This is a genomic window from Flavobacterium undicola, from assembly GCF_009909155.2.
Lineage (GTDB): Bacteria > Bacteroidota > Bacteroidia > Flavobacteriales > Flavobacteriaceae > Flavobacterium > Flavobacterium undicola.
On sequence record NZ_JAAAPM020000005.1, the window covers coordinates 126,380 to 151,974 of the forward strand.

Sequence of the window (25,595 nt, forward strand, 5' to 3'; positions counted from 1 at the left end):
CCACCCAGAATCAAATTTTCGGATGGTTTCTTTAAAGTATATTAAATTAGGGGAATTACATAGTGTGTTTCGGGTTGAAACCGTCTTCACTTAATTCTTTGTGCACATAATCGGCAACCATTTCAGTTTCGTAATCCACTTTTTCTCCTTTAGAAAATTTAGCAATTATTTTTTCCATGATTTCATAAATCACCGGTACAATAATCAGGGTTAAGAATAGTGAGGAAATCAATCCACCAATAATTACCCATGCCAAACCGTTTTTCCATTCTGCTCCAGCTCCAGAAGCTAATGCAATTGGGAACATACCAAATACCATCGCAATAGTCGTCATCAAAATCGGACGCAAACGAGCGTGATTGGCTTGGATTAAAGCTGTTCTAATAGATTCGCCAGCTGCTCTTCGTTGATTGGTATAATCGACCAACATAATCGCATTTTTACATACTAATCCAATCAACATGATGATTCCTAAAATGGTAAAGATGTTTAATGAATTGTTAGTTAATGCTAAGGCTAACATGGCTCCAATGAATGAAAGCGGAATCGCAAACAATACCACAAAAGGGTGAACAAAGCTGTCGTAAAGTCCAACCATTACCAGATAAACTAAGATGATAGCTGCTAATAAAGAAATCCCTAAAGTACCAAAACCTTCACTTTGGTTCTCTTGATCACCACCCCAAATATAGGCTACACCTGTAGGTTTTTCTAATTTGTCCAGTTTTTCCTGCCATTGGGTTACAATTGTTCCAGCAGGAACTCCAATGTTTTGACCTTGTACAGTAACCGAAGCTGTTTTGTCTCTTCGTTCCAGTTTACTTGGTCCAGAACCTTCGGTGATGCTGGCAAATTGAGATAGTTTAATTTGTTGTCCTGCGTCATTAACAAAGATAAGGTTGCTTACGTCATTGATATTTTTTCTGTCAAAAGCATTGTATTTAATGTTAATGTCATATTCATATTCTCCGGCTCTAAACTTACCATCAGTGTTACCGCTATAAGCAGTTTGCATCGTCATACCTACAGTTTGTAAAGTCAATCCCAGTGCCGACATTTTATCGCGATCTACCTTAACATTAATCTCAGGATTTCCATCTTCAACTGTTAATTTAATCTCTGTAGTTCCAGGAATTGTTCTTAATTCAGTTTCAGCTAATTTGGCAAATTTCATGGCACTTTCTACGGTTGGTCCTGTTACAATTAATCCTAATGTAGCATCTTCAGCTGTACCAAGAATACCTACTGGAACGGTTTTTACTTTGGCACCAACCAATATTTTCTCTAATTGACGTTTCATTTTTGCAGCATAAACTGAAGCGTCATCAGTACGTTCTGATTGCTCAATCATTTTTACATCAATCTCCGCTTTGTAAGCGGTAGCTTGAGAAGCACCCAATCCTTCTGACGTTTGACCTACAGTAGTAATTTGGCTGTGGACATATTCTTGGGACTTCAAATAGGCTTCCGCTTTTTGAGTCATAAAGTTGGTTTGTTCTAATGAAGCATCTTTTGGTAATTCTATTTGAACTAAAAACTCCCCACTATCTGATGCAGCAAAGAACTCTCCACCAATGAAACCACCACCTAATAATCCGACAGTTGAAGAAAAGAACAATACTAATACCACTAAGATAGTTTTGATATAGTGATCTAAACACCATTCTAAAATTTCAGTTACCCAATTTGTAAAACGGCTTAATAATTTTTCGAAACCAAGAATGATTCTTCCAAAAAGATTTTTTCCTTCAATGTGTTCTAATTTTCCAAAACGAGAAGACAACCAAGGAATAATAGTAAACGATGCTAAAAGGGATAATAAAGTAGAGATCACTACAGTCATACAAAACTGTGTAATAATGTTAGATACTAATCCCGTACTCATAGCAATTGGCAAAAATACCACCACAATTACTAAGGTAATTGAAGTTACAGTTCCGCCAATTTCGGCTGTACCATCATAAGAGGCACGAATACGGCTTTTACCCATTTCCATGTGCCTATAAATATTTTCCAGTACCACAATTGCATCATCGACCAGAATACCTACCACAAGAGATAGACCTAATAAACTCATTAAGTTTAATGTATATCCTAACAGATAAATACCAATAAAAGTAGCAATTAACGATGCCGGAATAGAAATCATTACAATCAATGAGTTTCTAATACTGTGCAAGAAGAACAACATTACTAATGCTACCAAGATTACCGCAATTAATAAATCGTGTAATACAGAGTCAGCAGCCTCCAGTGTAAAAACGGTACTGTCTTTTGCTATGGCTAATTTTAGTTCGTTTACTTTGTAATCTTTTTCTAAAGCAGCAATTGTTTGTACTAATTGCTCACTTACCGCAACCGCATTAGCATCCGATTGTTTTACAATTTGTAATACGATGGCGCTTTTTTCGTCTACACGAGCTACTTTTTCAGCAATTTTTTGTGCATCCTGTACATCAGCAATGTCTTGTAAACGAATTTGGATTCCGTTTTTGGAAGAGACTACTAAGTTTCTTAATTCGTTAACATTTTTGTATTTACCAGCTAAACGAATTAATATTTTTTGTTCGCGAGTTTGGATATTTCCAGTAGGGAAATCCAGGTTTGAGCTTAAAATTATTTGTTGAACTTGTGGTACTGATAATCCATAACCTTGCATTTTTGTAGCATCAAGGTTCACCTGAATTTCACGTTCCTGACCACCAATAATATTTACTTGTGCTACCCCTTGAACACGGGATAAAACAGGGGCGATTTTTTTGTCAATTAAGTCATAAAAAGCCGCTTCGTCCATTTTCCCATTGGCAGCAATAGTCATAATTGGTAAATCACTCAAAGAGAATTTAGTCAATGAAGGCGGATCGGCATCATCTGGTAAATCACTCAAAACAGCATTAATTTTTCGTTGTGCGTCGTTCATTGAGTTGTCAACATTGGCGTTTGATGTCAATGTTATCGATACAATCGAAAGACTTTCGTAAGACTTAGAATCAATTTTTTTGATGTTTTCCAAAGAAGAAATCGCATCTTCAATTTTTTTAGTAACGGTATTTTCAATCTCACTTGGAGAAGCTCCAGGGTAAACTGTAGAAACCGTGATTACATTGGTTTCGAATTTTGGAATCAATTCATAGCCCAGCTGGCTGTAACTGAATAGTCCTCCAAGGGTTAGAATCGTAAAAAGAACGATAACTAACGAGGGACGTTTTATGGATATTTCGGCTAATTTCATACGTAGCTTATATTTGTTTTTTTAGTGGAATATGATACCGCCATTCTTCATTTATTTCTAATTTAGAATCATGGCGATTTCATATATTTTTATCTATTGCTTATTGCAGGCAAATTATTTTATAATTTCTATCGTATTACCGTCTTGCAAGTTAATTTGACCAGTTGTAATAACAGTTTCGCCATCTGATAAGCCGTTTAAGATCTCCACTTTATCACCTAAAATTCTTCCTGCAGTAACTGTTTTTAGTTTTGCAATTCCATTTTCAACTACAAAAACCTGATTGCTACTTACACTACCTACAAAAGCATTTCTAGGTATTACAGTTAAGGTTTGTTTTTGTTGTGCCGATTTAAATACAGCAGTTCCATACATACCCGCTTTTAGGTCATTGTTAGCATTGTTTGTGATTTCAATTTCAATTGGGAAACTCAAACTACTATCTGCTTTAGCAGCGATAAAAGTAATTCTGCCTGTGAATTCTTTGTCTGGATAAACACTGCTTTTAACAGTAATATTGTTGCCTGTTTTTAAGCTGGCTACCTGTGCTTCGTTTACTGTTACTTTTAATTTTAGAGTATTCACGTTTACAATTTCGAACATTTTAGTAGGAGGCATAGCGGCTAACATGGAACCTGGTTCGATGAATTTGTCATTAATGACTCCGTTTATAGGAGCTTTGATTCTAGTGTCACCAATATTAATCCTTGCTTGCTTGTAAGTCGCTTCGGCATTTGTCAAAGCTACTTTTGCCTGGTCTAATTGTTGTTTAGTAACCCCACCTGTTTTATAAGCGTTATCAAAACGGCTGTAGTCTGATTTTGCATTTTGGTAAGACGCTTCGGTAGCTTGTGCGTTAATGTTTATAGCATCTCCTCTCATGATGGCTAAGGTTTGTCCTATAGTTACACGATCTCCTTCTTTAACAAGTACACGAATTATTTTTCCAGATTTCTCTGCTTCTAAGCTTAGTTCTTGTTTTGGTTCGAAGTTTCCATTGGCAACAAAATCTAATGAAACTTCTTCTGTTTTTACAGTAGCCACTTTTACTGAAACACTGGCGTTTTTTTCAGCAACAATGGCAATTTTCTCCTCATTAGCTTTTTTGTTGTTTGCTAAAATAAATCCTATCAGTGCTAAAGCAGCAATAATGATAATTCCGGTAGTTATATTTTTTTTCATGTTAATTATTTATAAGAGTTTTTAGTTCGCCTTTTGATTTGATAAGTTTGATTTCTGCCAGCTTGTAATCTAAAATTGCTGCAGTATAGTTGTTCTGAGCTTCGGTAGAAGCGTTTTCAGCATCCAGTAAGTCTGTTAAAGAAGCTAAGCCTTGTAAATAATTGTTGTTGATGTTTTTCAAGATTTCATCGGCCAATCTCATATTTTCTTTCTGATTTTGAAGTGTTATAATGCTGTTTTCAATTTGAGTTTTGGCATTTTTATAATCCAAATCCAATGATAACTGAGCATCTTTGATGTCTTCTTGTACTGTTCTTAATTCTACATCAGCTTGATTTACTTTGGCTTTGGTTCCAAATCCTGTGAAAATAGGCACTTTTAAATTCAATCCTATAGAAGAGAAATCAGACCAATAAACACCATTAGAAGGTTTGGCAAACCAAGGTACTTCAGGTCCTTGACCAATGTAATTGTAGCTTGCAGAAAGTGAAAGTGTTGGGTAATAACCCGCAATTACTGATTTTTTTTGTAGCACTAATAGTTCTTCTTGTTTTTTAAGGAGTAAATATTCGCTTCTGTTAGCTACATTTGGAGTCTCTGAAAAAGCAGCCGGTGTTACTTCAAATTCCGATTGGGGAATATCAATTTGTGCATCAATAGGCATTCCTATGTAAAATTTCAAAGCGTTTTCTTGTAATTGTACCGAGTTGATAATCTGCTGCTTTTGAGTATTGATGTTAGAAAGATTTACCGTCATTCTGTCTAAGTCAATTTTTTTAGCTAATCCGTTATCAAATTGTCCTTTTACTATGTCACGAACTTTAGTGGTTGTTTTTAAATTGCTTTCTACTAATGCTAATTTTTGACGCAACACATAAACCTGGTAGTAATTGTTAGCCACTCTTTCAATTACTTGCTCTTCTGTTAGCTGATTGTTAATCTGGTAAAATTCACGTGTTGATTTTGCCGCTCTTAAGCCTGTAAAAACGGCCTGGTCAAATAAGGCCTGTGTTAAAGAAAGTCCGGCAGTAGAATTCCATTTTTGTCCAAAAGCCGCTTGAATGGTTGTTCCCGGCGCTCCAAATGCAGAGCCGTCAATAACTGTTGTTTGAAGTATCGGGTTGTAATTCAGGCTTCCATTTGCCGAGATTTGCGGCAAAGCTCTGGAACGAATTTCCTGAATTTGGTATTCGCCTTTTTCAATTTCCAATTTTGCTTTTTTAGCTTCGGCCTTGTTTTCAAGAGCATACTTAATCGCGTCTTTGAGTGATAGCGAAGTTTTTTCCTGTGCATTTGTAATGGATACAAATGATAGAATGGTTATTAAAAGTAATTGTTTCATTATTGAGATATATTTAGTAAATTTTTTTCGAGTTCGATAATTCCTTTTTCTGTTGCAATGGCTCGTGTATGATATTCTAATGCTTTTCCTTCCAGCTCGTATGCGTCACGTTCTAAAACGGTATTTTCATTTATTGAAAAAATCAATGTGTGGTAAAATCGCGTTGCAGCTTCAATATCTACATTTGGTCTGTAAAGTCCTTGTTCAATTCCTTTGATGACATTTTGAGTAAACATTTGACGGCAATCTTCCATTTCATTAGCCATCATTTTTTCATAAATTTCAGGATAGTGCTTTTTTAATTGGTAGGCTGGGGAATGATCAACGGATTGGAACATTTCTTTAAACATTTCACGCATTTCAAAATTTTCTTCGATGGCGTTATGGTTTTTAGAAATAACTTCATCCATTAGTTTATGAATGTTTTGGTGAATTACCTCGGTTCCTTCTTCGATGAGTTTTTCTTTGTTGCAAAAATATTTGTAAATGGTTTTTTTAGAGATACACATTTCTCCTGCAATATCATCCATAGTTACGCTTTTGAAACCCAGTTTCAAGAACATATCTGTTGCTTTTGATATAATTTTATCTTTCATTTTGTTTATCAGTTAGATGCTAAATTCAACATTAGCTACCAGTTTGATGTCTTGTCCAGTTGCTAATCCGTTATTCGAAAGAAAAGAATTTGATGCCAGTCCGAAATCTTGTCTGTTAATGTCGGCTGTGAGTTCAAATGCTACTGTTTTATTTCCGTCTAAAGAATCAGTTTCTATAAGTTCTACATCCAGTTCCACTCTTTTAGTGATGTCTTTGATTGTTAAATCTCCTTTAAGAAAATGAATATTTTTGTTTGCTTTTTGGAACGATGTCGATTTAAAACTGATGGTTGGGTATTTGTTTACATCAAAAAAATCATTTAGTTTTAAATAGTTGCTAAACTGCTCCAGTTTTGATTCTCTGTTTTTTACGTCCAATGAAAATGCTATTGTAGCGTCTTCAATTTCGTTGTCGTTAAAATCAGCGTGACCCTGAAAACTGTTGATTGGTCCTCCTAAATAGGCAATTATTGAATGTCTCATTCTTATTAAGACATCCGATTGGTTTGAATTAACGTTCCATTTTGTTTTCATGATTTTTTTATTTACAGCATTTAATCGTTTCTGTTATAGCCTTTTCAATTCTAATGGCTACGGAATTTGATTGTTAAATTCTTTGCAAATATAGAACGGAAACTTTAAAAACCAAAATAGTTTCCAATGTATTTGTGATAATTTAACATTTGATTTATAAACGAAGTTTGTAATCCAGCGTGAATACTGTAAATTAGCCCGAAAATTAAGTTTATGCATACCGTTAGTCAATATCAAGAATTTGTAATAGAATATCTTCAGTCGCAATTAGAAGTTAAAGAGCCTAAAAATCTATATGAGCCTATACATTATATATTAGGTCTTGGAGGAAAAAAGATTCGTCCTGTTTTGACAATTATGAGTGCTGAGATTTTTGATGTTTCCTACAAGAAAGCTTTGCCTGCTGCTTTAGCGGTAGAGATTTTTCATAATTTTTCTTTGGTACATGATGATATCATGGACGATGCTCCGTTGCGAAGAGGAAATACTACCGTGCATGAGAAATGGAATACCAATACAGCTATTTTGTCTGGAGATGCTATGTTGATTTTGGCATACCAATATTTTGAGTTTTATGAACCAAAGATTTTTAGAAAATTAGCGAAGTTATTTAGTAAGACGGCTTTGCGAGTTTGTGAAGGTCAGCAAATGGATGTTGATTTTGAGACGCGTCAGGATGTGACGATTTCAGAATATATGAAAATGATCGAATATAAGACTGCAGTTCTTGTGGCGGCAGCTATAAAAATGGGTGCTATTATTGCGGAAGCGGCTACTGAAAATGCTGATTTGATTTATGATTTCGGACTAAATTTAGGTTTAGCATTTCAATTGCAAGACGACTATTTAGATGCTTTTGGAAATCCGGAAACTTTTGGAAAACAATTAGGCGGCGATATTATTGAGAATAAAAAAACCTATTTGTATTTGAAAGCAATGGAATATGCTAATGAAGCAGACAAACAAAAATTAGCTGATTTATTTTCGACTCAACTGGAAGATAGCACAGTTAAAATTACTGAGGTTAAAGAAATATTTGTGAATTCAGGTGCTTCAGCAGCGACCAAAAAAGCAATCGAAGAATATACTTTTAAAGCTTTTGAGTTGCTAGATCAAATGAATATCAAAGACGATAAAAGACAAATTTTACGCGCTTTTGGTGAAAATTTAATGGGAAGAAAAGTATAAAAAATTGCAATGTCAAAATTCAATAACAATTTCAATTTTTAAAACTGACATTTTTTTTTATTGCTATTGAATTTTGTTATTGCCATTGCCATTGAGTTTTGCCATTATCATTGAGTTTTGAAATTGCTATTGGATTTTGTTATAAAAATTGAAAACTATGTATGTTACTCCGTTAAATACCGATTTGTTATTCGAAGAAGCTGAAAAGGAATCTTTGTATCTTAAATTGATAGAGCAATTAAATAAAGATTTTAATTTAGCGAATGAAGGAGTTGATTTTCCTATGAGTATTTCTCCAGAGGAATTGAAAATTCAGTTGCATGAAAAAATCTACCGATTGATTCAATATAAGTTTGCAGAATATTTAAATCTCCTCTATATTATTGATGTTGCGGAAGATCAAATAAAAAAACTCGATGGTTCTGATTTAGTTGTCTTGGCTGAGGATGTTGCTTTTTTGATTCTAAAAAGAGAATGGCAAAAAGTATGGTTTAGGAATAATTTTAAGTAAGGTTTTAAGGTTTAGAGGTTCTTAGATTTTGCTGTTTGGTCGAATAATGTTTTTTAATTTGTATAATTCTTCCCAAAGCCCAAATCCGCTCACATCAATTTTACTTCCTATAATCTGGAAACGACCACATTTAAAGCAAATCTTGGCTATTCCAACTGTTTTTTCTTTCTTTTTAAAAAGAAAAATATCCCGATATTCTGCAATACAGGCGTAGCTTATATTTTGTAATGAATCTTTTTCGCTAAAAATATTTTCAATCTCTTTTTCTTGTTTGATTGATAAGTTTGATTTTTTGTAGTTATGGCTTAATAGAATTTTTTCGAAATTTTCTTTCGGTATTCTATCTGGAAAATGCCCTGTAAATAAATTCGAGAATTCTACTTCTTTTTCAGTCCTATTATCTTTTCTAATAAGCTTTGTAAATTCATCCTCAGAGAAATTCAAATAATAATGATCAATTTTATCCGACTCAAAAAAAGGTCTTAATTCTTTTTTTACAACCTTTGAAGTGTTTTTGTTTTTGATTTCTTCTTTCTTTGGATGATTGCAACTAGAAATTACAATAACAATAAGTATAAAAATATATTTCTTCATTATCAGGGTTTTAAAATCTTAGAGTCTTAGCTACTTAGTATCTCAGCGCCTTTTCTAAAAATAAAACCGCACAAAAGGCATAAAAGCATCACTATATGCTCCTTTGTTTTCTTTGTATAAAACATTGTAGCGTGCGCCAATAGTTACATTTCCGCTGCGGTAACCAGCGCCTAAAAACAAGCCTGTATTCCAAAAATTATCGCTGAAATTATTGTTGCCAACTCCTTTTAGGTTTACTCTTAATTGTTCCAGTTCAGCCGAAAGTTGGATTTCAGGAATGGGGTTGAATAAGGTAATTAAACTGCCTCCGTATAGATTGGAATTGTATGAGTTTCTTACTTTTACATAAGTATATTGTGCGCCTAAACCTACTGCGAAATATTCGTTTACATTATAAATAGCACTTGGGGCAACCGAAATATCGGTATAACCGGAACCAATACTCAAGCCTAATCCGCCCCCAAATTGTACGTTTTGCCAAAAATCACTGTTTGATTTAAAGTCAGGATTCTGGTTTTGAGCCGATAATTGAATGGAAAAAAATGCGAATAAGGTAGCTAAAATTAAATTTGAAACGACTGGGTTATGTTTTTTTGCCATAAGTAGTAAGGTATTTAACATTTTAATAGTTAAAAGTGTTTTAATTTAAAGGTAAATTTAGTTGATTATTGTACTTTTGCCAAACTATTTTAACAAAAAGTATATTCACTAACATTATGGATAGGTTTTCATTTTTAAATGCAGCGCATACCGAATTTTTCGCTCAATTATACGATCAGTATTTAGTAAATCCAGATAGCGTAGAGCCTAGCTGGAGAAGTTTTTTTCAAGGTTTCGATTTCGGAATGGAAACGTATAATGAGGAAAATCCAATTCAATACAATAGAGAAACAGCTCCAGTATCTTCAGTGGCTTCAGCTCCAGTAGATAATAGTAAAATATCAGAGCAGCTTCACAAAGAATTCAACGTTGTGAAATTGATTGACGGATACCGTTCCAGAGGACATTTGTTTACTAAAACAAATCCTGTTAGAGAGCGTAGAACTTTTTCTCCAAATTTAGATTTAGAAAACTTTGGTCTTTCTTCAGCTGATTTAAATACTACATTTGATGCAGCAAAAATATTAGGTTTACAACCTTCTACTTTATCTCAAATTGTCAATCACTTAACTACTGTTTATTGTCAGCATATTGGTATCGAATACATGTATATTCGTAGACCGGAAGTTGTAGAATGGATTCAAGAGCGATTGAATGTTAATGAAAATCGTCCTACTTTTAATGCTGAGGAGAAAAAGGGGATTTTAAATAAATTAAATCAAGCGGTTTCTTTCGAGAACTTCTTGCATACTAAATATGTAGGTCAAAAACGTTTTTCTCTTGAAGGAGGGGAAACGGTTATTCCTGCTTTAGACGCTTTAATTGAAAGAGCTGCTGAAAAAGGAGTAGAACAATTCGTTATGGGAATGGCTCACCGTGGTCGTTTGAACGTTTTGGCTAATATCTTTGGTAAATCTACTCAGGATATTTTCTCTGAATTTGATGGTAAAGATTACGATCAGGAATATTTTGACGGTGACGTAAAATACCACTTAGGTCTTACAGCTGATAAAATCACAAAATCAGGTAAAAAAATCAATATCAATTTAGCTCCAAACCCTTCGCACTTAGAAACTGTAGGTGCTGTAATTGAAGGAATTACCAGAGCAAAACAAGATAAATATTTCCCAGATGATTTTTCTAAAGTGTTACCTATTGCTGTCCACGGTGATGCTGCTATTGCAGGACAAGGTATCCTTTATGAAATCATCCAAATGGCTCAATTAGATGGGTACAAAACCGGTGGTACAATCCATATTGTAATCAACAACCAAGTTGGTTTTACAACTAACTACTTAGATGCACGTTCTTCTACTTATTGTACTGACGTTGCTAAAGTAACTTTGTCACCAGTATTACACGTAAATGCTGATGACGCAGAATCTGTAGTACACGCGATGCAATTTGCATTGGATTTCAGAATGCAATTTGGACGTGACGTATTTATTGACTTATTAGGATATAGAAAATACGGTCATAACGAAGGTGATGAACCTCGTTTTACACAACCATTATTATATAAATTAATTGCTAAGCATCAAAATCCAAGAGATTTGTATGCTGAAAAATTATTGTCTGAAGGAATTATCGATGCTAATTTGGTAAAAACTTTAGAAAAAGAATACAAAGACGATTTAGATCATAATTTAGAAGCTTCTCGTAAAAAAGACTTGACTATCATCACTCCATTTATGCAAAATGAATGGAAAGGTTTTGAACAAGTTTCTAATGTTGGAATGTTGCAAAAAGTAAATACTAAGGTTGAAAAATCAACTTTAGATTCTATTATCAAAACAGTTTCAAGTTTACCGACAGATAAAAAATTCATTAACAAAATCACTAAGATTGTTACTGATAGAAAAACGGGTTACGACAACAATACTATCGATTGGGGAACTGCTGAAACATTAGCTTACGGTTCACTTTTGACTGAAGGATTTGATATTCGTATTTCAGGTCAGGACGTAGAGCGTGGAACTTTCTCGCACCGTCATGCTGTTGTAAAAGTAGAAGATTCAGAAGAAGAAGTTGTTTTGTTGAATAACATCGAAAACAAAAAAGGAAACTTCCGTATCTTCAACTCATTCTTATCAGAATACGGAGTATTAGGATTTGATTACGGTTATGCGTTAACTAATCCAAATGCTTTAACAATTTGGGAAGCACAATTTGGAGATTTCTCTAATGGTGCCCAAATTATGATTGACCAATATATCTCTTGTGGAGAGGACAAATGGAACAATCAAAACGGATTAGTAATGTTGTTGCCACACGGTTATGAAGGTCAAGGTGCTGAGCACTCTTCTGCACGTATGGAGCGTTACTTACAATTATGTGCACGTCACAATATGTATGTTGCCGATTGTACAACGCCAGCTAACTTCTTTCACTTGTTGAGAAGACAAATGAAAACTACTTTCCGTAAACCATTAGTGGTATTTTCTCCAAAAAGTTTGTTGCGTGATCCAAGATGCGTTTCAACAGTTGAAGAATTGGCAAGTGGAGAATTCCAGGAAACTATTGACGATACAACAGTAAACAAAGCTGACGTTAAAACTTTAGTTTTTGTTACTGGTAAATTCTATTATGATATTACTGCCGAAAGAGAAAACAACGGACGTAAAGATGTTGCGGTTGTTCGTATCGAGCAATTGTTCCCATTACCAGTTGAACAATTAAAAGCAATTATTGCTCAATATCCAAATGCAGATGATTATGTTTGGGCACAAGAAGAACCTAAAAACATGGGAGCTTACAGCTTTATGTTGATGAACTTCGATCTTGTAAAATGGAGATTAGCTTCTCTAAAAGCTTATTCAGCTCCTGCAGCGGGAAGTTACACAAGAGCAAAACGCCGTCATGCTGATGCAATCAGAATGGTATTTGATAAAAATTTATTTAGATAAAAATTTGAAGCTATTTCCTGCTGTCCGCTGTATCTTTTATCCTGAACTTGTTTCAGGATCCTGAAACAAGTTCAGGATAAAAGGATGCCGCTACCATCAGGGCTAGATTTAAATACAAGAATAACGATTCATAATTAAAAAATTAAAATTCATAATTTAAAATATTAGGACATGATTTTAGAAATGAAAGTTCCATCACCAGGGGAATCTATTAAAGAAGTTGAAATCGCCACTTGGTTAGTAAAAGACGGAGATTATGTTGAAAAAGATCAAGCAATTGCTGAAGTAGATTCAGACAAAGCTACATTAGAATTGCCAGCTGAAGCAAGTGGTATTATTACGCTAAAAGCAGAAGAAGGTGATGCAGTAGCAGTAGGAGCAGTAGTTTGTCATATTGACACTGCAGCAGCTAAACCATCAGGTTCAGCACCAGCAGCGGCAGCGCCTGCAGCAGCTCCAGTTGCTGAAGCTCCAAAAGCAGCACCTGCGCCAGCGGCTCCTGCAGCACCAGCAGCTACTTATGCAACTGGAACTCCATCTCCGGCAGCTAAAAAAATATTAGATGAAAAAAACATCGCTCCAGCTACTGTATCAGGAACTGGTAAAGGTGGAAGAATAACTAAAGATGATGCAGTAAATGCTGTTCCATCAATGGGAACTCCTACAGGTGGAAGCCGTGGAGTAGAGCGTACTAAATTGTCTATGTTGCGTCGTAAAGTAGCTGAAAGATTAGTAGCTGCTAAAAATGAAACAGCCATGTTAACTACTTTCAACGAAGTAAACATGACGCCAATCAATACTTTGCGTAATGAATACAAAGATGCATTCAAAGCAAAACACGGTGGTATTGGTTTAGGATACATGTCATTCTTTACAAAAGCGGTAACAAGAGCTTTAGAATTGTTCCCTGATGTAAACTCTATGATGGACGGTGATCACAAAATTGCTTTTGATTTTGCTGATATCTCTATTGCAGTTTCCGGACCAAAAGGATTAATGGTTCCTGTAGTTCGTAATGCTGAAAACTTAACTTTCCGTGGAATTGAAGCTGAAATTAAAAGATTAGCTATCAAAGCACGTGATGGTCAAATTACTGTTGATGATATGACAGGTGGTACTTTTACAATCACTAATGGTGGTGTATTTGGTTCTATGTTGTCTACACCAATCATCAACCCTCCTCAATCAGGAATCTTAGGAATGCACAACATTATTGAGCGTCCAATTGCTGTAAAAGGTAAGGTAGAAATTCATCCAATGATGTATGTGGCTTTATCTTATGATCACAGAATTATCGATGGTCGTGAGTCTGTTGGTTTCTTAGTTGCTGTAAAAGAAGCTTTAGAAAATCCAGTAGAATTGCTTTGCGGTGGAAACCCTAAAAAAGCATTTGAATTGTAATTCAAAAATGTCATTCTGAGCGAAAGCGAAGAATCTAATCCTGCAAGGTTTTAATAATCGTGTAGGCATAATTTAAAATCCCAAATCCCAAATTTTATGGAGTTTGGGATTTTATTTTTATATTCGAGAAATAGATTATGCGTAAATAACACCCCGCCCGCCGCGGCGGGCACCCCTCTTAAAAAGAGGGGAAGTGTAACGTTTATTCATAATGAGGTTTTTTTAAGAAGTATGGATTTCCCCTCCTTTGGAGGGGTGCCCGAAGGGCGGGGTGGTAACTATACATAAAACAAGAAATAAGTCAGATTATGAAACCTGAAATAGTTACTTATATTCATGAGAAACCTATTTATAGGAGAAGTATCAACTTATTGCCATACAATAAAGCATTATCTAATAGAGCCAAGGCTTTGCGAAAAGCGGGAGTTTTGTCGGAAGTTATTTTTTGGAGACAAGTACGAAATGATAGTTTTTGGTCTATTGATTTTGACAGGCAGAGAATTATAGGTAGTTTTATCGTTGATTTTTATGTGAAATCGCTTGGTTTGATTATAGAAATTGATGGCTCGAGTCATAATGGTAAAGAGGAATATGATATTATGAGAGAAGAGTTTTTTATTAATTTAGGACTACATGTTTACAGGATTTCTGATTTCAGAGTGAAACACGATTTAGATAATGTGATGAAAGAATTAGAGAATTATATTATTCAGGAATTCGGTTAATTATTATAATAATGAAATAAATAGAAAATTATGAAAATAAAATTATTGTTGCTTACAGTTGTTTTGGGCATAGGATCTGTTTTTGCTAATCCTCCGGCTAAAAAACGGATTTTAGTTTATACCAAAAACGGTAAAGGCTATGTACATAAAAATATTCCCTTCAGTGTTGAAGCTTGGAAAAAAATTGGTGAAGCAAACAACCTAATTGTTGATGTTTCAGATGATCCGGCAGTGATGAATACCGAAAATCTAGCCAAGTACAGCTGTCTGGTTTTTTCGAATACCTGTAACGATATTTTTGATACCGAACAGCAAAAGCAAGCATTGGTAGATTATATTCATGCTGGTGGTGCTTTTGTAGGGATTCATAGTGCGTCAGATTCCGAGAAATCCTGGCCTTGGTTTGCAACAATGGTAGGAGGGAAATTTAAAAGACATCCTGCTTTTCAATCTTTCGAAATAAAAGTGATTGATAAAAACCATCCTTCCACTTCGATGCTAGGGGAAACATGGAGAAAAGAAGATGAGTGTTACTATATGAATGAATTCAATCCTAATATTCAAGTACTTTTGGCCGCCGATATGCGAACGGTAAAAGACAGCGAAAAAGAAGTCTATCCAGGACGTACTTTTGGGGATTACTTACCATTGGCATGGTGTCATGAGTTTGAAGGTGCAAGGGTGTTTTATACCGCTTTAGGACATGATAGTAAAGATTATATCGATCCTGTATTTATTCAGCATCTTACAGGCGGACTTTTGTGGGCATTAGGTGAAAATCCAAAAGAGTCTCATTCGAAGAAAAAATCAAGGAAATAAATTGTTCTAAAAATGTTTTAACCACAAATTACCCAAATTAGCACTAATTGATTTACGCTAATTTGGGTAATTTGTGGTTAATTAATTTAAGTGTTGAGGCCTTGTAGACTTTTTAGTTAGCTAAACCAAATTTATAGATTTTAAATAATATTTTATTTGAATTCAACCCAATCAAATAAGGCATGATTCTGTGTGTACGGAATATGGTCCCCTATAAAACTTAGGTTTTCGACACTACAGAAAATCTTAAACTTAGTAGCTGTGCCATAAGTAAGCGTTTTTGTAGTTAGGATTTGATTGTCAATTTTCCAGTTAGCAACATATTTTTTCTTTGTATTTAATGATAAGTCGATGGTTAAGGTGTACCAATTATCTCTTTTGATTTTACTTTGAAAAGAATGACTTGGATTAGCCTGAGAGGTTGCATAGACTATAAGATCATCGGATGCGGCATTCAGTCCTTGGCGAACAGTTTCTTTGCCGTAGCCTATTTCAAAATCAAGTTCGTGGGTATCGTCAGCGTATAAAAATGCGCCAATACTTGCACAATCGCCAACTCCCATTGTAGGAATATAAACTCTCCAGGAATAACTTCCAGTAGCGTAGGTAGCAATTGATTTTATTTTTGTTCTGTCCCAAGTATTAGCATTGGTAAAAATATTAAGATTCCCATTTTCAATCCAGTAATTAGGGACGCCGACTTGGGTGGCATCTTGCCATTCATTCAAATCGTTGAAATCCCAAATTTTTAAAGTGGTAGCTCTTGAGGTTGTAGTTCTTGACATTTCGGGAGTACTTGAGTTGGATTCTGTTGTAGGGACTTGATCGTCTTCAATTATATCCTGAGTGGAACAAGAAAACAAAAGCATTGCAAGAGCAAAACTTGCTGCTTTATAATAATTTTTTATCATGTGATTTGTGGTTTAGGTTGGTTATAGTAAATACAAATAATAATTAGCATAGTCAATTATGGCTTTACCTTTCAATAGGACATCAGCGCCTATAATTCCGTCAACTGTTTTTGATTTGTATGCTTTTAAGGCTTCGTTGACATGTGACATATCAAAAATAACCAAATCAAAATCATGATTTTCCCAAGAACCCAGTTGTAATTTATTTTCGGTAGCCGTTTGTGTCAGCATTCCTGTTGCTCCTGCTCCCGAAGCTTTTGTTTTTGAATCTTCGGCGTTTAAATTAAATAATGCAATGTGTTCAAAATCGACACAGCTGTTAGAAGCTCCTGTATCTAAAATAAAATTGCCCTGAACGCCATTGATTTTGGCTTTTATCAACAGATGTTGGGTTTTGGTAATCTTAAATTTTACTTTTTTATAATGGTGTTTTTTTAGAATTTCGTGTAGGTTTTTCATTTTCGAAAGAGATTGAAAATCAAAAATAAACCAATTAAAATCAATATACCAAATATATAAAAAATATAACTATTTGATTCTTTAGTGGTTTGTAAATCACCATAATAAATAAAAGCACTCCAGTAATAAGGTGATTTTTTAGCATTCGAAATATTCGGGTTTTTTAAGAAATCACGTTTGGCATTGGCGTTGGCTTCCAAATAAGATTGACCGTTTTTGATGTTTTGGTAAAAGGAATCCATGAAAACCGAAGTCGTATAATCATTGACTTTCCATAAGGAGAACAACAAGTTTTGCGCTCCAGCCAATTGAAATCCGCGGGCAATACTCATGGCGCCTTCGGATTTATAGAGTTTACCAATACCTGTTTCGCAGGCACTCAAAACGACCAAATCAGGATTGATGTTTAAATGATACAATTCGGAATACATGATTTCCTGATCGTAAAATTTGATGCTAGCCGGAGTAACTACATCGCCAGCATCAGCATGAGTGGACAAATGTAAAATGCTATAATTAGCGGCATTTTCTTTGAAATTATGGAAAGTAGCATCAGCATTTTCTAAATATTTTCCTTTGAAATTTTTTTGAATCGAATGCAACTCGTCTTTTGAATAAGTCAGTGTGTAAGGCGTGTTTTCGAAAACTGGAAAAATCCCCAGAACAGTTTTTTCTTGTATTTTTTTACTTTGGCCAGAAGCCAAATAAAATTGTGCCGAATTTTGATAACCAATGTTGTAATCATTCAACAAATAGTGCATTTGAGCAAAATTAGTTGTGTTAGATTCTTGAGTGATTAAGGCTTCAAAAGGGAGGAAGTTTAATATTCCATCAGGTATGATGATGAGGTTTTGGTAAGTTGTCTTTGTTGGTAATTTCAACATTTTATAAAGTGAATTACCATAATGGTTATATCCATTTACATCATTGATGATCGAGTTAGGATTATTAAAATAATCAATAAACTGTGCTATTTTTGGAATTGCTGTATCAGTTATATTTATTTTGTTTAGACTTATTGTATTATTTCCAATAACAAAATAATATAGGTTTTCATTCCCCATAAAATACTCAATCATTATGGCTTTATCTTTTTCTAGTTTCGAGAACAAGGCCTTTATGTCGATAACTTCTTTTTCGGAAGCAGTGTTTTCAGAATGTATTTTTTTTAGCGAAAGCATCAATTCATTTTGTTTTTGGATGGCTTCGTTTATTTTTTCAATGTTGGCCAAATCACCTTTTTGTTGTTCTTTCAAGATGGTGTTACTCCAATTTTGCAGTTGTTCGATGTGGAGTTTTTCTTTACGGGAAATGTTTTTCTTTTGCAATAAATGATTTTTCAAAATACCCGATTTGCTTTGTTCTGCCAATTGAAAAGCCGCTTCAATATAAGTTTGTTTTTGCTCTTTTTGATATAATGCCTCATAGAGGACAATACATTTTTCGGTACGGTTACGAACATGATTTTGATTGATGATTTTGGAGTTTTCATAAATTATCATGTTAGCCAACAATTCTTCAATATGGAAAGCCAAGCGATAGGCTTCTAATGCTTTTTTAGGTTGGTTTTGTTTCGAATAAATTTCGGCTCGTAAATCCAATGCATCCAGTAAACTAGTTTCGGTATATAATGAATTTTGTTCTGGTAAGCTGTTTTTCTTGTTTGAATAATTCGGAATTAAAAGTTTGAAAATAGATTCAATGATAGCAGTTGATTCATTTAATTTTTGTTGTTGAAATAATAAAGAGGCTTCTTCGTATTTAAATTTGGCTATTTTTCGAGGTGAAAGATTTGGGGTTGCGTAGAAATAAGTTTTAGCTTTTTCGAAGTAAGAATTAGCGATATCAAAATGTTGCCATTGGGAATTTAGGGAAGATAAATTGCGGTAACAATTCGCTAATGTTTCCGTTTGGGTTTTATCCGATTTTAATAACTGTATAGCATTAAGATAAGAACCTTCAAGTTTTTCAAAAATATTTGGAATAATTTTTACAATTATATCTGTTTTATTGTAACTCAATAGATAGCTGTTGCCCAAATTATTCAACAAAATCCCTTTTTGGGTATTAGCTAATTTCTCGGTTTGGATGGTTTTTTCCAGCAAATCGATGGCTAATTCAATCTTACCTGAATTTTGATACACATTCGATAAATTAAGTATCGCGGCTATTTTTTCTCCCGAGGCTTCGGGATTGTTTTTTTCCTGGTTGGCAATATAATAATACTGTTTGATGGTGTTTTCGGCATTGTCGTAATCACCCAGTATGGTGTATAAATTCCCCAAAGGTTTCAGGCAATATTCTACAATATCGTAATTGTTGAGACGGTATTTTTGATAGATTTTCCAAGCTTTTTCATAACTGGAAACTGCCTCCTGGACTTTGTTGAGTTGGTTTTCGTAATAGGCTTTGTTGCAGTTTAAAATGACAATCGCGAGCAGTTCGTTTTTAGTTTTGGGCGTTGGGTTTTTCCAGAATGCTCTTTCTACGTTATTGAGAGTGTGTGTTTTTTCTGCTGAAGGATTTGCAACAAAAGCATCAACGGCATTGTAGATTTTGTCTTCTTGGGTAAGTGTTTTTTGCCCGAAAAAGGATAACGATAATAAAAGAGTTAGTGTAATGACAATATTTTTGATAGAATTTGTTATTCCGACGAAGGAGGAATCACACTTGATGAGATTCCTCCTTCGTCGGAATGACAAAAATGACTTATGTGGTTTAAAAAAAATTAAAACTTCCATATCCCATATACTTGAAAATAATTAAAATTCTCTTTGAAATTCATCACATAACGTGCTCCTAAACTAGGGCCGATGCGGGCGAAACCCAGCGTTAAATCAAACAATAATCCCGATTTGAAATTGCTGAAAGTTTTACTGCTAGAGCTGCTGCTTTCTTCGGTTTTGATAATTGGTGTGTCGGGCTTGTCCGATTCGAAATAATCAATTCTGCTGTATTGTTCCTGTTTTTCAGAAGCATTAATGTTAGCCTGTACTCCAGCTCCAATTCCGATGAAATTATTGATATTGTAACGAAGAAGTAAAGGGACTTCATTATTTAAATTAGAATAACTTGTAGTTTTGCTAGTTCGTGTTGCTTGTCGGACTCCGTTGGCTGTGGTTGTGAAACCATTGGTTATTGTGGTAGCAGAATTGAAATCATGAACACTATTGATTAATTCGGCTTGCCAATAGAAACGATAAGATTTATACGGTGAAATGGTGGCGCCCACAAAGTAGCTTTTGGATTTGTCTAAACCAGGGTAATAGTTATAACCGGCTTTAATGCCAATAGAAATTCCGGGTAGGAATCGGGTAGTAGCGTAATTGGTTATTATGGGTTCGTTTTTGTCGAAAATAATAGCAGTTCTGCTTCGGGTGTTTACTTTATGAAAGTCTTTGTTGAATTTCAAAGAATATTTTACAAAACCTTTGGTGCTGTCTTTTTCTTTTACATTTTTCTGTTCGCTTCCCGGCAGATAAATGTTTTTGAAGGTAAAGAAGATTTGGTTTTGCTTAATTATGGTATCCAGACAGCTGGTAGTTGGGATTTCGTCTTTTGGACAAATAGGGCATTTAGGATACATGTCTTCGATTTGAAATGTTTTCTTGTCGAACATATTCGGAATATCGGTTTCCAGACGAATCATTCTTGCCGGACCTTCGCCGTTGTTTTGAAAACGGGTTTTGAAATTCACTCTTTTAAAACGAACGAATCTGTAATTCATAAAACTTCCGTTAGATCCCATTTTGTTTGGGTCATGGGAAGTTACAATTTCCATTTCCAGATTTTTTACTTTGTGGTTTTTATAGCTGCGATTTGGAACGTAAATACCTCGCATGGTGATGGTGGCGCTGGTATCTTTTAGCATTTCGGGAGTCGTTTTGAAAGTGTAAAAAACATTGCGTGTTTCCTGTGGATTTACATCGTCAAATTCTAAGATGGAAACGTTTTTGAACGTTTTATGCGCTTCGGCCAGAGTGGCGTCTAAATCTTCTTCGGTGGTGGTGTTTTCGTATTTTTTTATTGGGAAATAAGTATTGGTTGAAGCCAAATACAAATTGGATTGGTCAATGTCGTTGATAGCAGCAAAAGTGTTTTCTGTGACTGTTCTTTCTCCTGCATAGGTTCGAAAATCGGATAAGGTAAAGTTGTTGTCTTTAAATTGCGTTTCGTTATAAAAAAGATACAATTTACCATTAGCAACATAGCTTTCTAAGTTTTGATAACTTAAGATTATTTCCATTTCCTGATCGGGAATGGGGTCGCAGTTTTTTTGCAGAGCAAAACCATTTTGGTCTGCAACAGCTGCGATTTCGTCAAAAGTTTTATCTGATACTTCGTTGATAACTACTTTTTTTGGTCGGGTAGCGGGTGGTTTTCCGTTGTCGTAATTATTGGTTACTGCTAATCTGGCGGTGTAAGTTCCTTTGTTTTTGTAGGTATGCTTGGGTTCGGCAGCTTTGCTGTAGCTTCCATCTCCAAATTCCCATAGATAAGAAAAACTTGGTTTTGGCGCACCTGCAATAGGAATTAATGGTGGCGTTTCGGGTTTGTATGAAACCGAATTCGCATTTTGACTGTAGTTTATTGCGGCTCTTCGGGTAACGGTATCTTTGACTTTTTTTTGTGAGAACAAGAAGAAAGAAGAAAGAAGAAAGAGAAAAGATAGATAGTATTTCATAATCAAATCTGGTTTTAGCCCTGACCTGTCTGCCGACAGGCAGGTGGTAGCGGCATCCTTTTTATTTTGTACTTCTTTATTTTGTACTTCGACAGGCTCAGTATGACAAAATAAAAAAATATAGCGGACAGCAGGAATAAGCTACTAATTCTTATTTGGATAACGATTAAAAATCTTTTAAAAATAGAAAAAAGTGATGAGCAAATCACCACTTTTTTCAGAAATTAAATTTGGGAGTCTTTATTGGATCGCATTGATTGCGGCAACTAATTGGGCTTCGGTTCCTACGGTGGTTTCAGCCATTGTGAAAGTGTAAACATCATTAGCCTGAACGGTTACTCCTTTGATCGCATATCTCCAGTTTCCGTTGTCTTCGGTTGCAAAAATGATGTGACAAGCTAGACCCACCGGAATTTGACCGTAGTGTTCGCTAAATAATCCTTGGGCAGTGTAAGTATCCAGTTTAGCAAGTGCATTTGTTCCTTCGCCATCATAAGATAAATAAACGGCACTGTTAGTGTTGTCATATCCTTCTGGAGCATCCACAAGAATGGTAGTTTTAGGTCTTGGGTCGCTGTAGAATTTATCCACATTTGTCCATCCAAAGTTTCCAAAACTTACATAATAGCTGTTTTGTCCTGCTTCTACGCCGCCTTTTCCACCATTAGTTCCATCGGCTTTTCGCGCATCCTGCCAGGCTAAGTTTCCTTCGTCATCGATGATTCCTTTCCATAAAGTCATGGCAGTGTCAACACCGTCGGTAAGGCTGGTAGGAACTTGTAATGTAATGTTGCAAGTGGTTGCTAATTCTTTGCCGTTTTGGGTTGCTTTGATAAAGAATTCTCCTCCGGAGATGAGCAAATTTCGGTTTCCATCGGGCATGATTCCCATAGTTGGTTTGTTAGTTACTAACATGTTTCCTTTGTCAAAAAGTTCAGCATATTCAATTTTTACTTCGCCTGTTACCGGGTTTCCGTCTTTAGTTAAGCAATTTCCGTTGATGGTAATTTTTACGCCTTTTTCAGAAGTAAATGTTTTTACTCCGTTTTCGGCAGTAAAGGTAAATTCCTGAGTTATTTTGTCTAAAGCAGCTTCTCTAACATTTGCAAATTCTGCTGCTGTTGCTGGCGTTTTGTCGTTTTCGTCGTTGATACAGCTTACTAATGAAATTGCCGCTAAAAATAAAAGTCCGATGGTTTTAAAATTTGTTCTCATGATTTCTTGATTTTAATTATTGTTAAAATGATTTTACTTGTTTTATACTGTTATATCAATTGGGTTTTAAAATTGTTACCCCAGTATTTTAATTTTTTTTAAAATTGTTTCTGATTCTGTTGTTATATCAATTCCTGTTTTAATTTGTTACCCTGTTTTTTAAAACATTTTTATTATTTCTGTTTTCTATTGTTATATTCATGTGGGTTTAGAATTGTTACCCTTTAATCTGAATTTATTTCAGATTCTTTTTTTTTAGATAAGGCTACTTTGGATGCTAAAGAACGATTACAGTCTTATATCAACATGATTTTAAAATTGTTACCCCATTTTTTACTATTTTCGAAAAAAGTTTTTTTATGATTAATAATAAGGTTCATTCCGACCAATATTTTATCGAAGGATTGGCGAATAACAATTCGGCGATAATCCAGTCTATTTATAAGAAGTTTGTTCCAAAAGTGGTTTCTTATATAAGGAATAATTCAGGCGATGAAGATCAGGCTCAGGATGTGGTTCAGGATATTATGATTTTGTTGTTCAATCAGGCTAAAGCCAAACAGCTGCAATTGACTTGTCCTTTTGATGCTTACTTTTTTTTGTTATGCAAAAGAAAATGGCTCAACGAATTAAAAAAAGCGTCGAATAAAGGGGTAACAATTCAGGATGATTTGACATCTACTAATGAACCCACGGAAGAGATGGTGGCACAAACAGAAATATTTGAAGAGAAACAACAGCTTTTTGATATGATGTTTCAAAGATTAGGTGAAAAATGTCAGGAAGTTTTAAAGTGGAGTTTTACTTTGAAATCAATGGAAGAAGTAGCCGAGAAACTCAATGTAACCTATGGTTATGTTCGAAAGAAAAAATCCTTGTGTACGGGTCAGCTTACCCAATGGATTCATGAACACAGTAGTTTTAAATCATTAAAAATTTAAGGAGCCATGAACGAAGATAAATACATATTATTCGATCAATACCTTCAAGGCGAATTGTCTGATGAAGCCCGATTGGATTTTGAAAAACAGCTTTCAGAAAACCACGAACTAGCATCTGAATTTGAAACTTTCAAAGAAGTACAAATACAGTTAGAAACAAAATTTGATTTCGCAGCCGATAGAAAAGCTTTTGAAGAAAATCTAAAAGCGATTTCGAAAGAACATTTTAAAGCAGATAAATCTAAGGTGATTTCTATTAAACCCTGGGCTTATTTGGTTGCTGCTTCAGTGGCGCTTTTGTTTGGATTGTTTCTGTTAAATCCTAGTCCGAAACCTAGTTTTGGAGAATACAACCAATACGAAAACGCCTATTTAACTGAAAGAAGTGAAGGAATTGACAATTTAAAACAAGCTGAAACCGCTTTTAATGCTAAGAATTACAAAGCAGCCATTCCGCTTTTTGAAGCTATTTTGAAAGAAAATAAAACGGCAGAGATTCAGTATTTTTATGGCGTTTCTTTGTTGGAAAACAACCAAATCAAACAAGCTGAAACCGCGTTTAACGAAATAAAATCAGGAAATTCTATTTATAAAAATAAGGCCATTTGGAGTTTGGCTTTAGCCAAATTAAAACAAAAAGACTATAAAGGGTGTAAAGAGATTCTTTTGACAATTCCATCCGATTATGAGAATTATGATAAGGTTCAGGAATTGTTGGATAAATTAGATTAAGGGTTATATCACAGAGATTCATAAAGATTTTCGCAGAGCCACACAAAGATTTATTGATTTTTGTGTGGCTTTTTTGTTTTTTTCTTAATTTAATCTGTGGAGATCTTTTAAAATCTGTTTAACCTGCCTGTCGGAAGACAGGTCTGTGTTCCATTTCATTAGCATAAGGTTTTGTGAATCTTTGTGTAATAGCTTAATTTTGCATTTTAAAGAAAACCACTTGGAAACAAAACCCATAATTACCGATACCCACACGCATTTATACAGCGAAGAATTTAATGAGGATAGAGACGAAATGATGCAACGCGCTTTAGCGGCTGGTGTAACTCGTTTTTTTATTCCAGCCATCGATTCAGCTTATACTGAAGCCATGTATGATTTGGAACAAAAATATCCAGAGAATGTCTTTTTAATGACAGGCGTGCATCCTACGCATGTGAAAGAGGATTATTTGGACGAATTGCAATTTGTTAAAGAAGAATTAAAGAAAAGAAAATTCTATGCTATTGGCGAAATTGGAGTCGATTTATATTGGGATAAAACCCATTTAAAAGAGCAACAATTGGCTTTTAAAAAGCAAATCCAATTGGCAAAAGAATATCAATTGCCTATTGTTATCCATTGTCGTGAAGCCTTTGATGAAGTTTTTGCCGTTTTAGAAGAAGAAAAATCAGCTGATTTATTTGGAATTTTTCATTGTTTTTCGGGGACTTACGAGCAGGCTTTGCAGGCTTTGTCTTATAATATGAAATTAGGAATTGGTGGTGTGGTGACTTTCAAAAATGGAAAAATCGATCAGTTTTTGGATAAAATCGATGTAAAACACATCGTTTTAGAAACTGATGCACCTTATCTTGCTCCCGTTCCTTTTAGAGGAAAAAGAAATGAAAGTAGTTATCTTGTAAATGTAATTGATAAGCTATCACAGATTTACGGGATTTCAACAGATGAAGTAGCGAGAATAACAACTGAAAATTCGAAAGCAATTTTTGGGATTTAAAGCAGAATTCGCTAAAATTTAAT

At 34.7% G+C, this 25,595-nt stretch carries 21 protein-coding genes; 9 read left to right on the forward strand and 12 right to left on the reverse strand.

The features are described 5' to 3' along the window. Window positions 1-55 precede the first annotated feature (55 nt). From GTZ96_RS04795 to GTZ96_RS04815, 5 genes are all read right to left on the reverse strand, one after another. A complete protein-coding gene (locus tag GTZ96_RS04795; RefSeq protein ID WP_161641447.1) occupies window positions 56-3,232 on the reverse strand; it encodes an efflux RND transporter permease subunit in 3,177 nt (1,058 codons plus the stop codon). 114 nt (window positions 3,233-3,346) lie between these two features. Continuing rightward, window positions 3,347-4,414 (reverse strand): efflux RND transporter periplasmic adaptor subunit, encoded by a 1,068-nt coding sequence (locus GTZ96_RS04800; RefSeq protein ID WP_161641448.1) that lies wholly within the window; start codon window positions 4,412-4,414, stop codon window positions 3,347-3,349. Between the two features lies 1 nt (window position 4,415). Further along, entirely contained in the window at window positions 4,416-5,756 is a 1,341-nt protein-coding gene (locus GTZ96_RS04805; RefSeq protein WP_161641449.1) for a TolC family protein, read from the reverse strand. Then, entirely contained in the window at window positions 5,756-6,352 is a 597-nt protein-coding gene (locus GTZ96_RS04810) for a TetR/AcrR family transcriptional regulator (RefSeq protein WP_161641450.1), read from the reverse strand. Before GTZ96_RS04810 ends, GTZ96_RS04805 begins: the two co-directional genes overlap by 1 nt. Window positions 6,353-6,364: 12 nt before the next feature. Next, window positions 6,365-6,886 (reverse strand): YceI family protein, encoded by a 522-nt coding sequence (locus tag GTZ96_RS04815; RefSeq protein WP_161641451.1) that lies wholly within the window; start codon window positions 6,884-6,886, stop codon window positions 6,365-6,367. A 213-nt stretch (window positions 6,887-7,099) separates the two neighbouring features. On the opposite strand from GTZ96_RS04815, the gene GTZ96_RS04820 reads away from it, so the two are divergent. Both GTZ96_RS04820 and GTZ96_RS04825 read left to right on the forward strand, forming a co-directional pair. After that, window positions 7,100-8,074: a polyprenyl synthetase family protein gene (locus GTZ96_RS04820; RefSeq protein ID WP_161641452.1), complete on the forward strand. Its 975-nt coding sequence runs from the start codon at window positions 7,100-7,102 to the stop codon at window positions 8,072-8,074. Window positions 8,075-8,231: 157 nt separating this feature from the next. Then, window positions 8,232-8,585 (forward strand): hypothetical protein, encoded by a 354-nt coding sequence (locus GTZ96_RS04825; protein WP_161641480.1) that lies wholly within the window; start codon window positions 8,232-8,234, stop codon window positions 8,583-8,585. A gap of 21 nt (window positions 8,586-8,606) precedes the next feature. Here the strand turns inward: GTZ96_RS04825 and GTZ96_RS04830 are convergent, their stop codons facing one another. Continuing rightward, the gene (locus tag GTZ96_RS04830) at window positions 8,607-9,179 is read right to left on the reverse strand and encodes a hypothetical protein (RefSeq protein WP_161641453.1); all 573 of its coding nucleotides are present in this window, start codon (window positions 9,177-9,179) and stop codon (window positions 8,607-8,609) included. A gap of 54 nt (window positions 9,180-9,233) precedes the next feature. Then, window positions 9,234-9,779 (reverse strand): hypothetical protein, encoded by a 546-nt coding sequence (locus tag GTZ96_RS04835; RefSeq protein WP_161641481.1) that lies wholly within the window; start codon window positions 9,777-9,779, stop codon window positions 9,234-9,236. 116 nt (window positions 9,780-9,895) lie between these two features. Here GTZ96_RS04835 and GTZ96_RS04840 point away from each other — a divergent pair, with 116 nt between their 5' ends. The 4 genes from GTZ96_RS04840 to GTZ96_RS04855 all read left to right on the forward strand — a co-directional run bounded on the left by GTZ96_RS04840 (window position 9,896) and on the right by GTZ96_RS04855 (window position 15,630). Next, window positions 9,896-12,685, forward strand: coding sequence for a 2-oxoglutarate dehydrogenase E1 component (locus GTZ96_RS04840; RefSeq protein ID WP_161641454.1), 2,790 nt, complete (start codon window positions 9,896-9,898; stop codon window positions 12,683-12,685). A 171-nt stretch (window positions 12,686-12,856) separates the two neighbouring features. Then, window positions 12,857-14,086: a 2-oxoglutarate dehydrogenase complex dihydrolipoyllysine-residue succinyltransferase gene (gene odhB, locus GTZ96_RS04845; RefSeq protein ID WP_161641455.1), complete on the forward strand. Its 1,230-nt coding sequence runs from the start codon at window positions 12,857-12,859 to the stop codon at window positions 14,084-14,086. A gap of 308 nt (window positions 14,087-14,394) precedes the next feature. Next, entirely contained in the window at window positions 14,395-14,811 is a 417-nt protein-coding gene (locus GTZ96_RS04850) for an endonuclease domain-containing protein (protein WP_161641456.1), read from the forward strand. Window positions 14,812-14,841: 30 nt separating this feature from the next. Beyond that, window positions 14,842-15,630, forward strand: coding sequence for a ThuA domain-containing protein (locus tag GTZ96_RS04855; protein ID WP_161641457.1), 789 nt, complete (start codon window positions 14,842-14,844; stop codon window positions 15,628-15,630). 152 nt (window positions 15,631-15,782) lie between these two features. On the opposite strand, the gene GTZ96_RS04860 is transcribed toward GTZ96_RS04855, so the two are convergent. From GTZ96_RS04860 to GTZ96_RS04880, 5 genes are all read right to left on the reverse strand, one after another. Further along, on the reverse strand, window positions 15,783-16,541 hold the full coding sequence (locus GTZ96_RS04860; RefSeq protein ID WP_235972857.1) for a hypothetical protein: 759 nt from the start codon (window positions 16,539-16,541) through the stop codon (window positions 15,783-15,785). 21 nt (window positions 16,542-16,562) lie between these two features. Next, window positions 16,563-17,000 carry a retropepsin-like aspartic protease gene (locus GTZ96_RS04865; RefSeq protein WP_161641458.1) on the reverse strand — a complete coding sequence of 146 codons (438 nt, stop codon included), beginning with the start codon at window positions 16,998-17,000 and terminating at the stop codon, window positions 16,563-16,565. Continuing rightward, on the reverse strand, window positions 16,997-19,741 hold the full coding sequence (locus GTZ96_RS04870) for a CHAT domain-containing protein (RefSeq protein ID WP_161641459.1): 2,745 nt from the start codon (window positions 19,739-19,741) through the stop codon (window positions 16,997-16,999). Before GTZ96_RS04870 ends, GTZ96_RS04865 begins: the two co-directional genes overlap by 4 nt. Then, window positions 19,729-21,684 carry a PKD domain-containing protein gene (locus GTZ96_RS04875; RefSeq protein WP_161641460.1) on the reverse strand — a complete coding sequence of 652 codons (1,956 nt, stop codon included), beginning with the start codon at window positions 21,682-21,684 and terminating at the stop codon, window positions 19,729-19,731. Before GTZ96_RS04875 ends, GTZ96_RS04870 begins: the two co-directional genes overlap by 13 nt. A 240-nt stretch (window positions 21,685-21,924) precedes the next feature. Further along, entirely contained in the window at window positions 21,925-22,899 is a 975-nt protein-coding gene (locus GTZ96_RS04880) for a hypothetical protein (protein WP_161641461.1), read from the reverse strand. A 359-nt stretch (window positions 22,900-23,258) separates the two neighbouring features. Between GTZ96_RS04880 and GTZ96_RS04885 the strand changes: the two genes are divergently transcribed. The 3 genes from GTZ96_RS04885 to GTZ96_RS04895 all read left to right on the forward strand — a co-directional run bounded on the left by GTZ96_RS04885 (window position 23,259) and on the right by GTZ96_RS04895 (window position 25,572). After that, window positions 23,259-23,840, forward strand: coding sequence for an RNA polymerase sigma factor (locus GTZ96_RS04885; protein ID WP_161641462.1), 582 nt, complete (start codon window positions 23,259-23,261; stop codon window positions 23,838-23,840). A 6-nt stretch (window positions 23,841-23,846) separates the two neighbouring features. Beyond that, window positions 23,847-24,572, forward strand: coding sequence for a tetratricopeptide repeat protein (locus GTZ96_RS04890; protein WP_161641463.1), 726 nt, complete (start codon window positions 23,847-23,849; stop codon window positions 24,570-24,572). A gap of 220 nt (window positions 24,573-24,792) precedes the next feature. After that, window positions 24,793-25,572, forward strand: coding sequence for a TatD family hydrolase (locus tag GTZ96_RS04895; protein WP_161641464.1), 780 nt, complete (start codon window positions 24,793-24,795; stop codon window positions 25,570-25,572). Window positions 25,573-25,595: the final 23 nt, after the last annotated feature.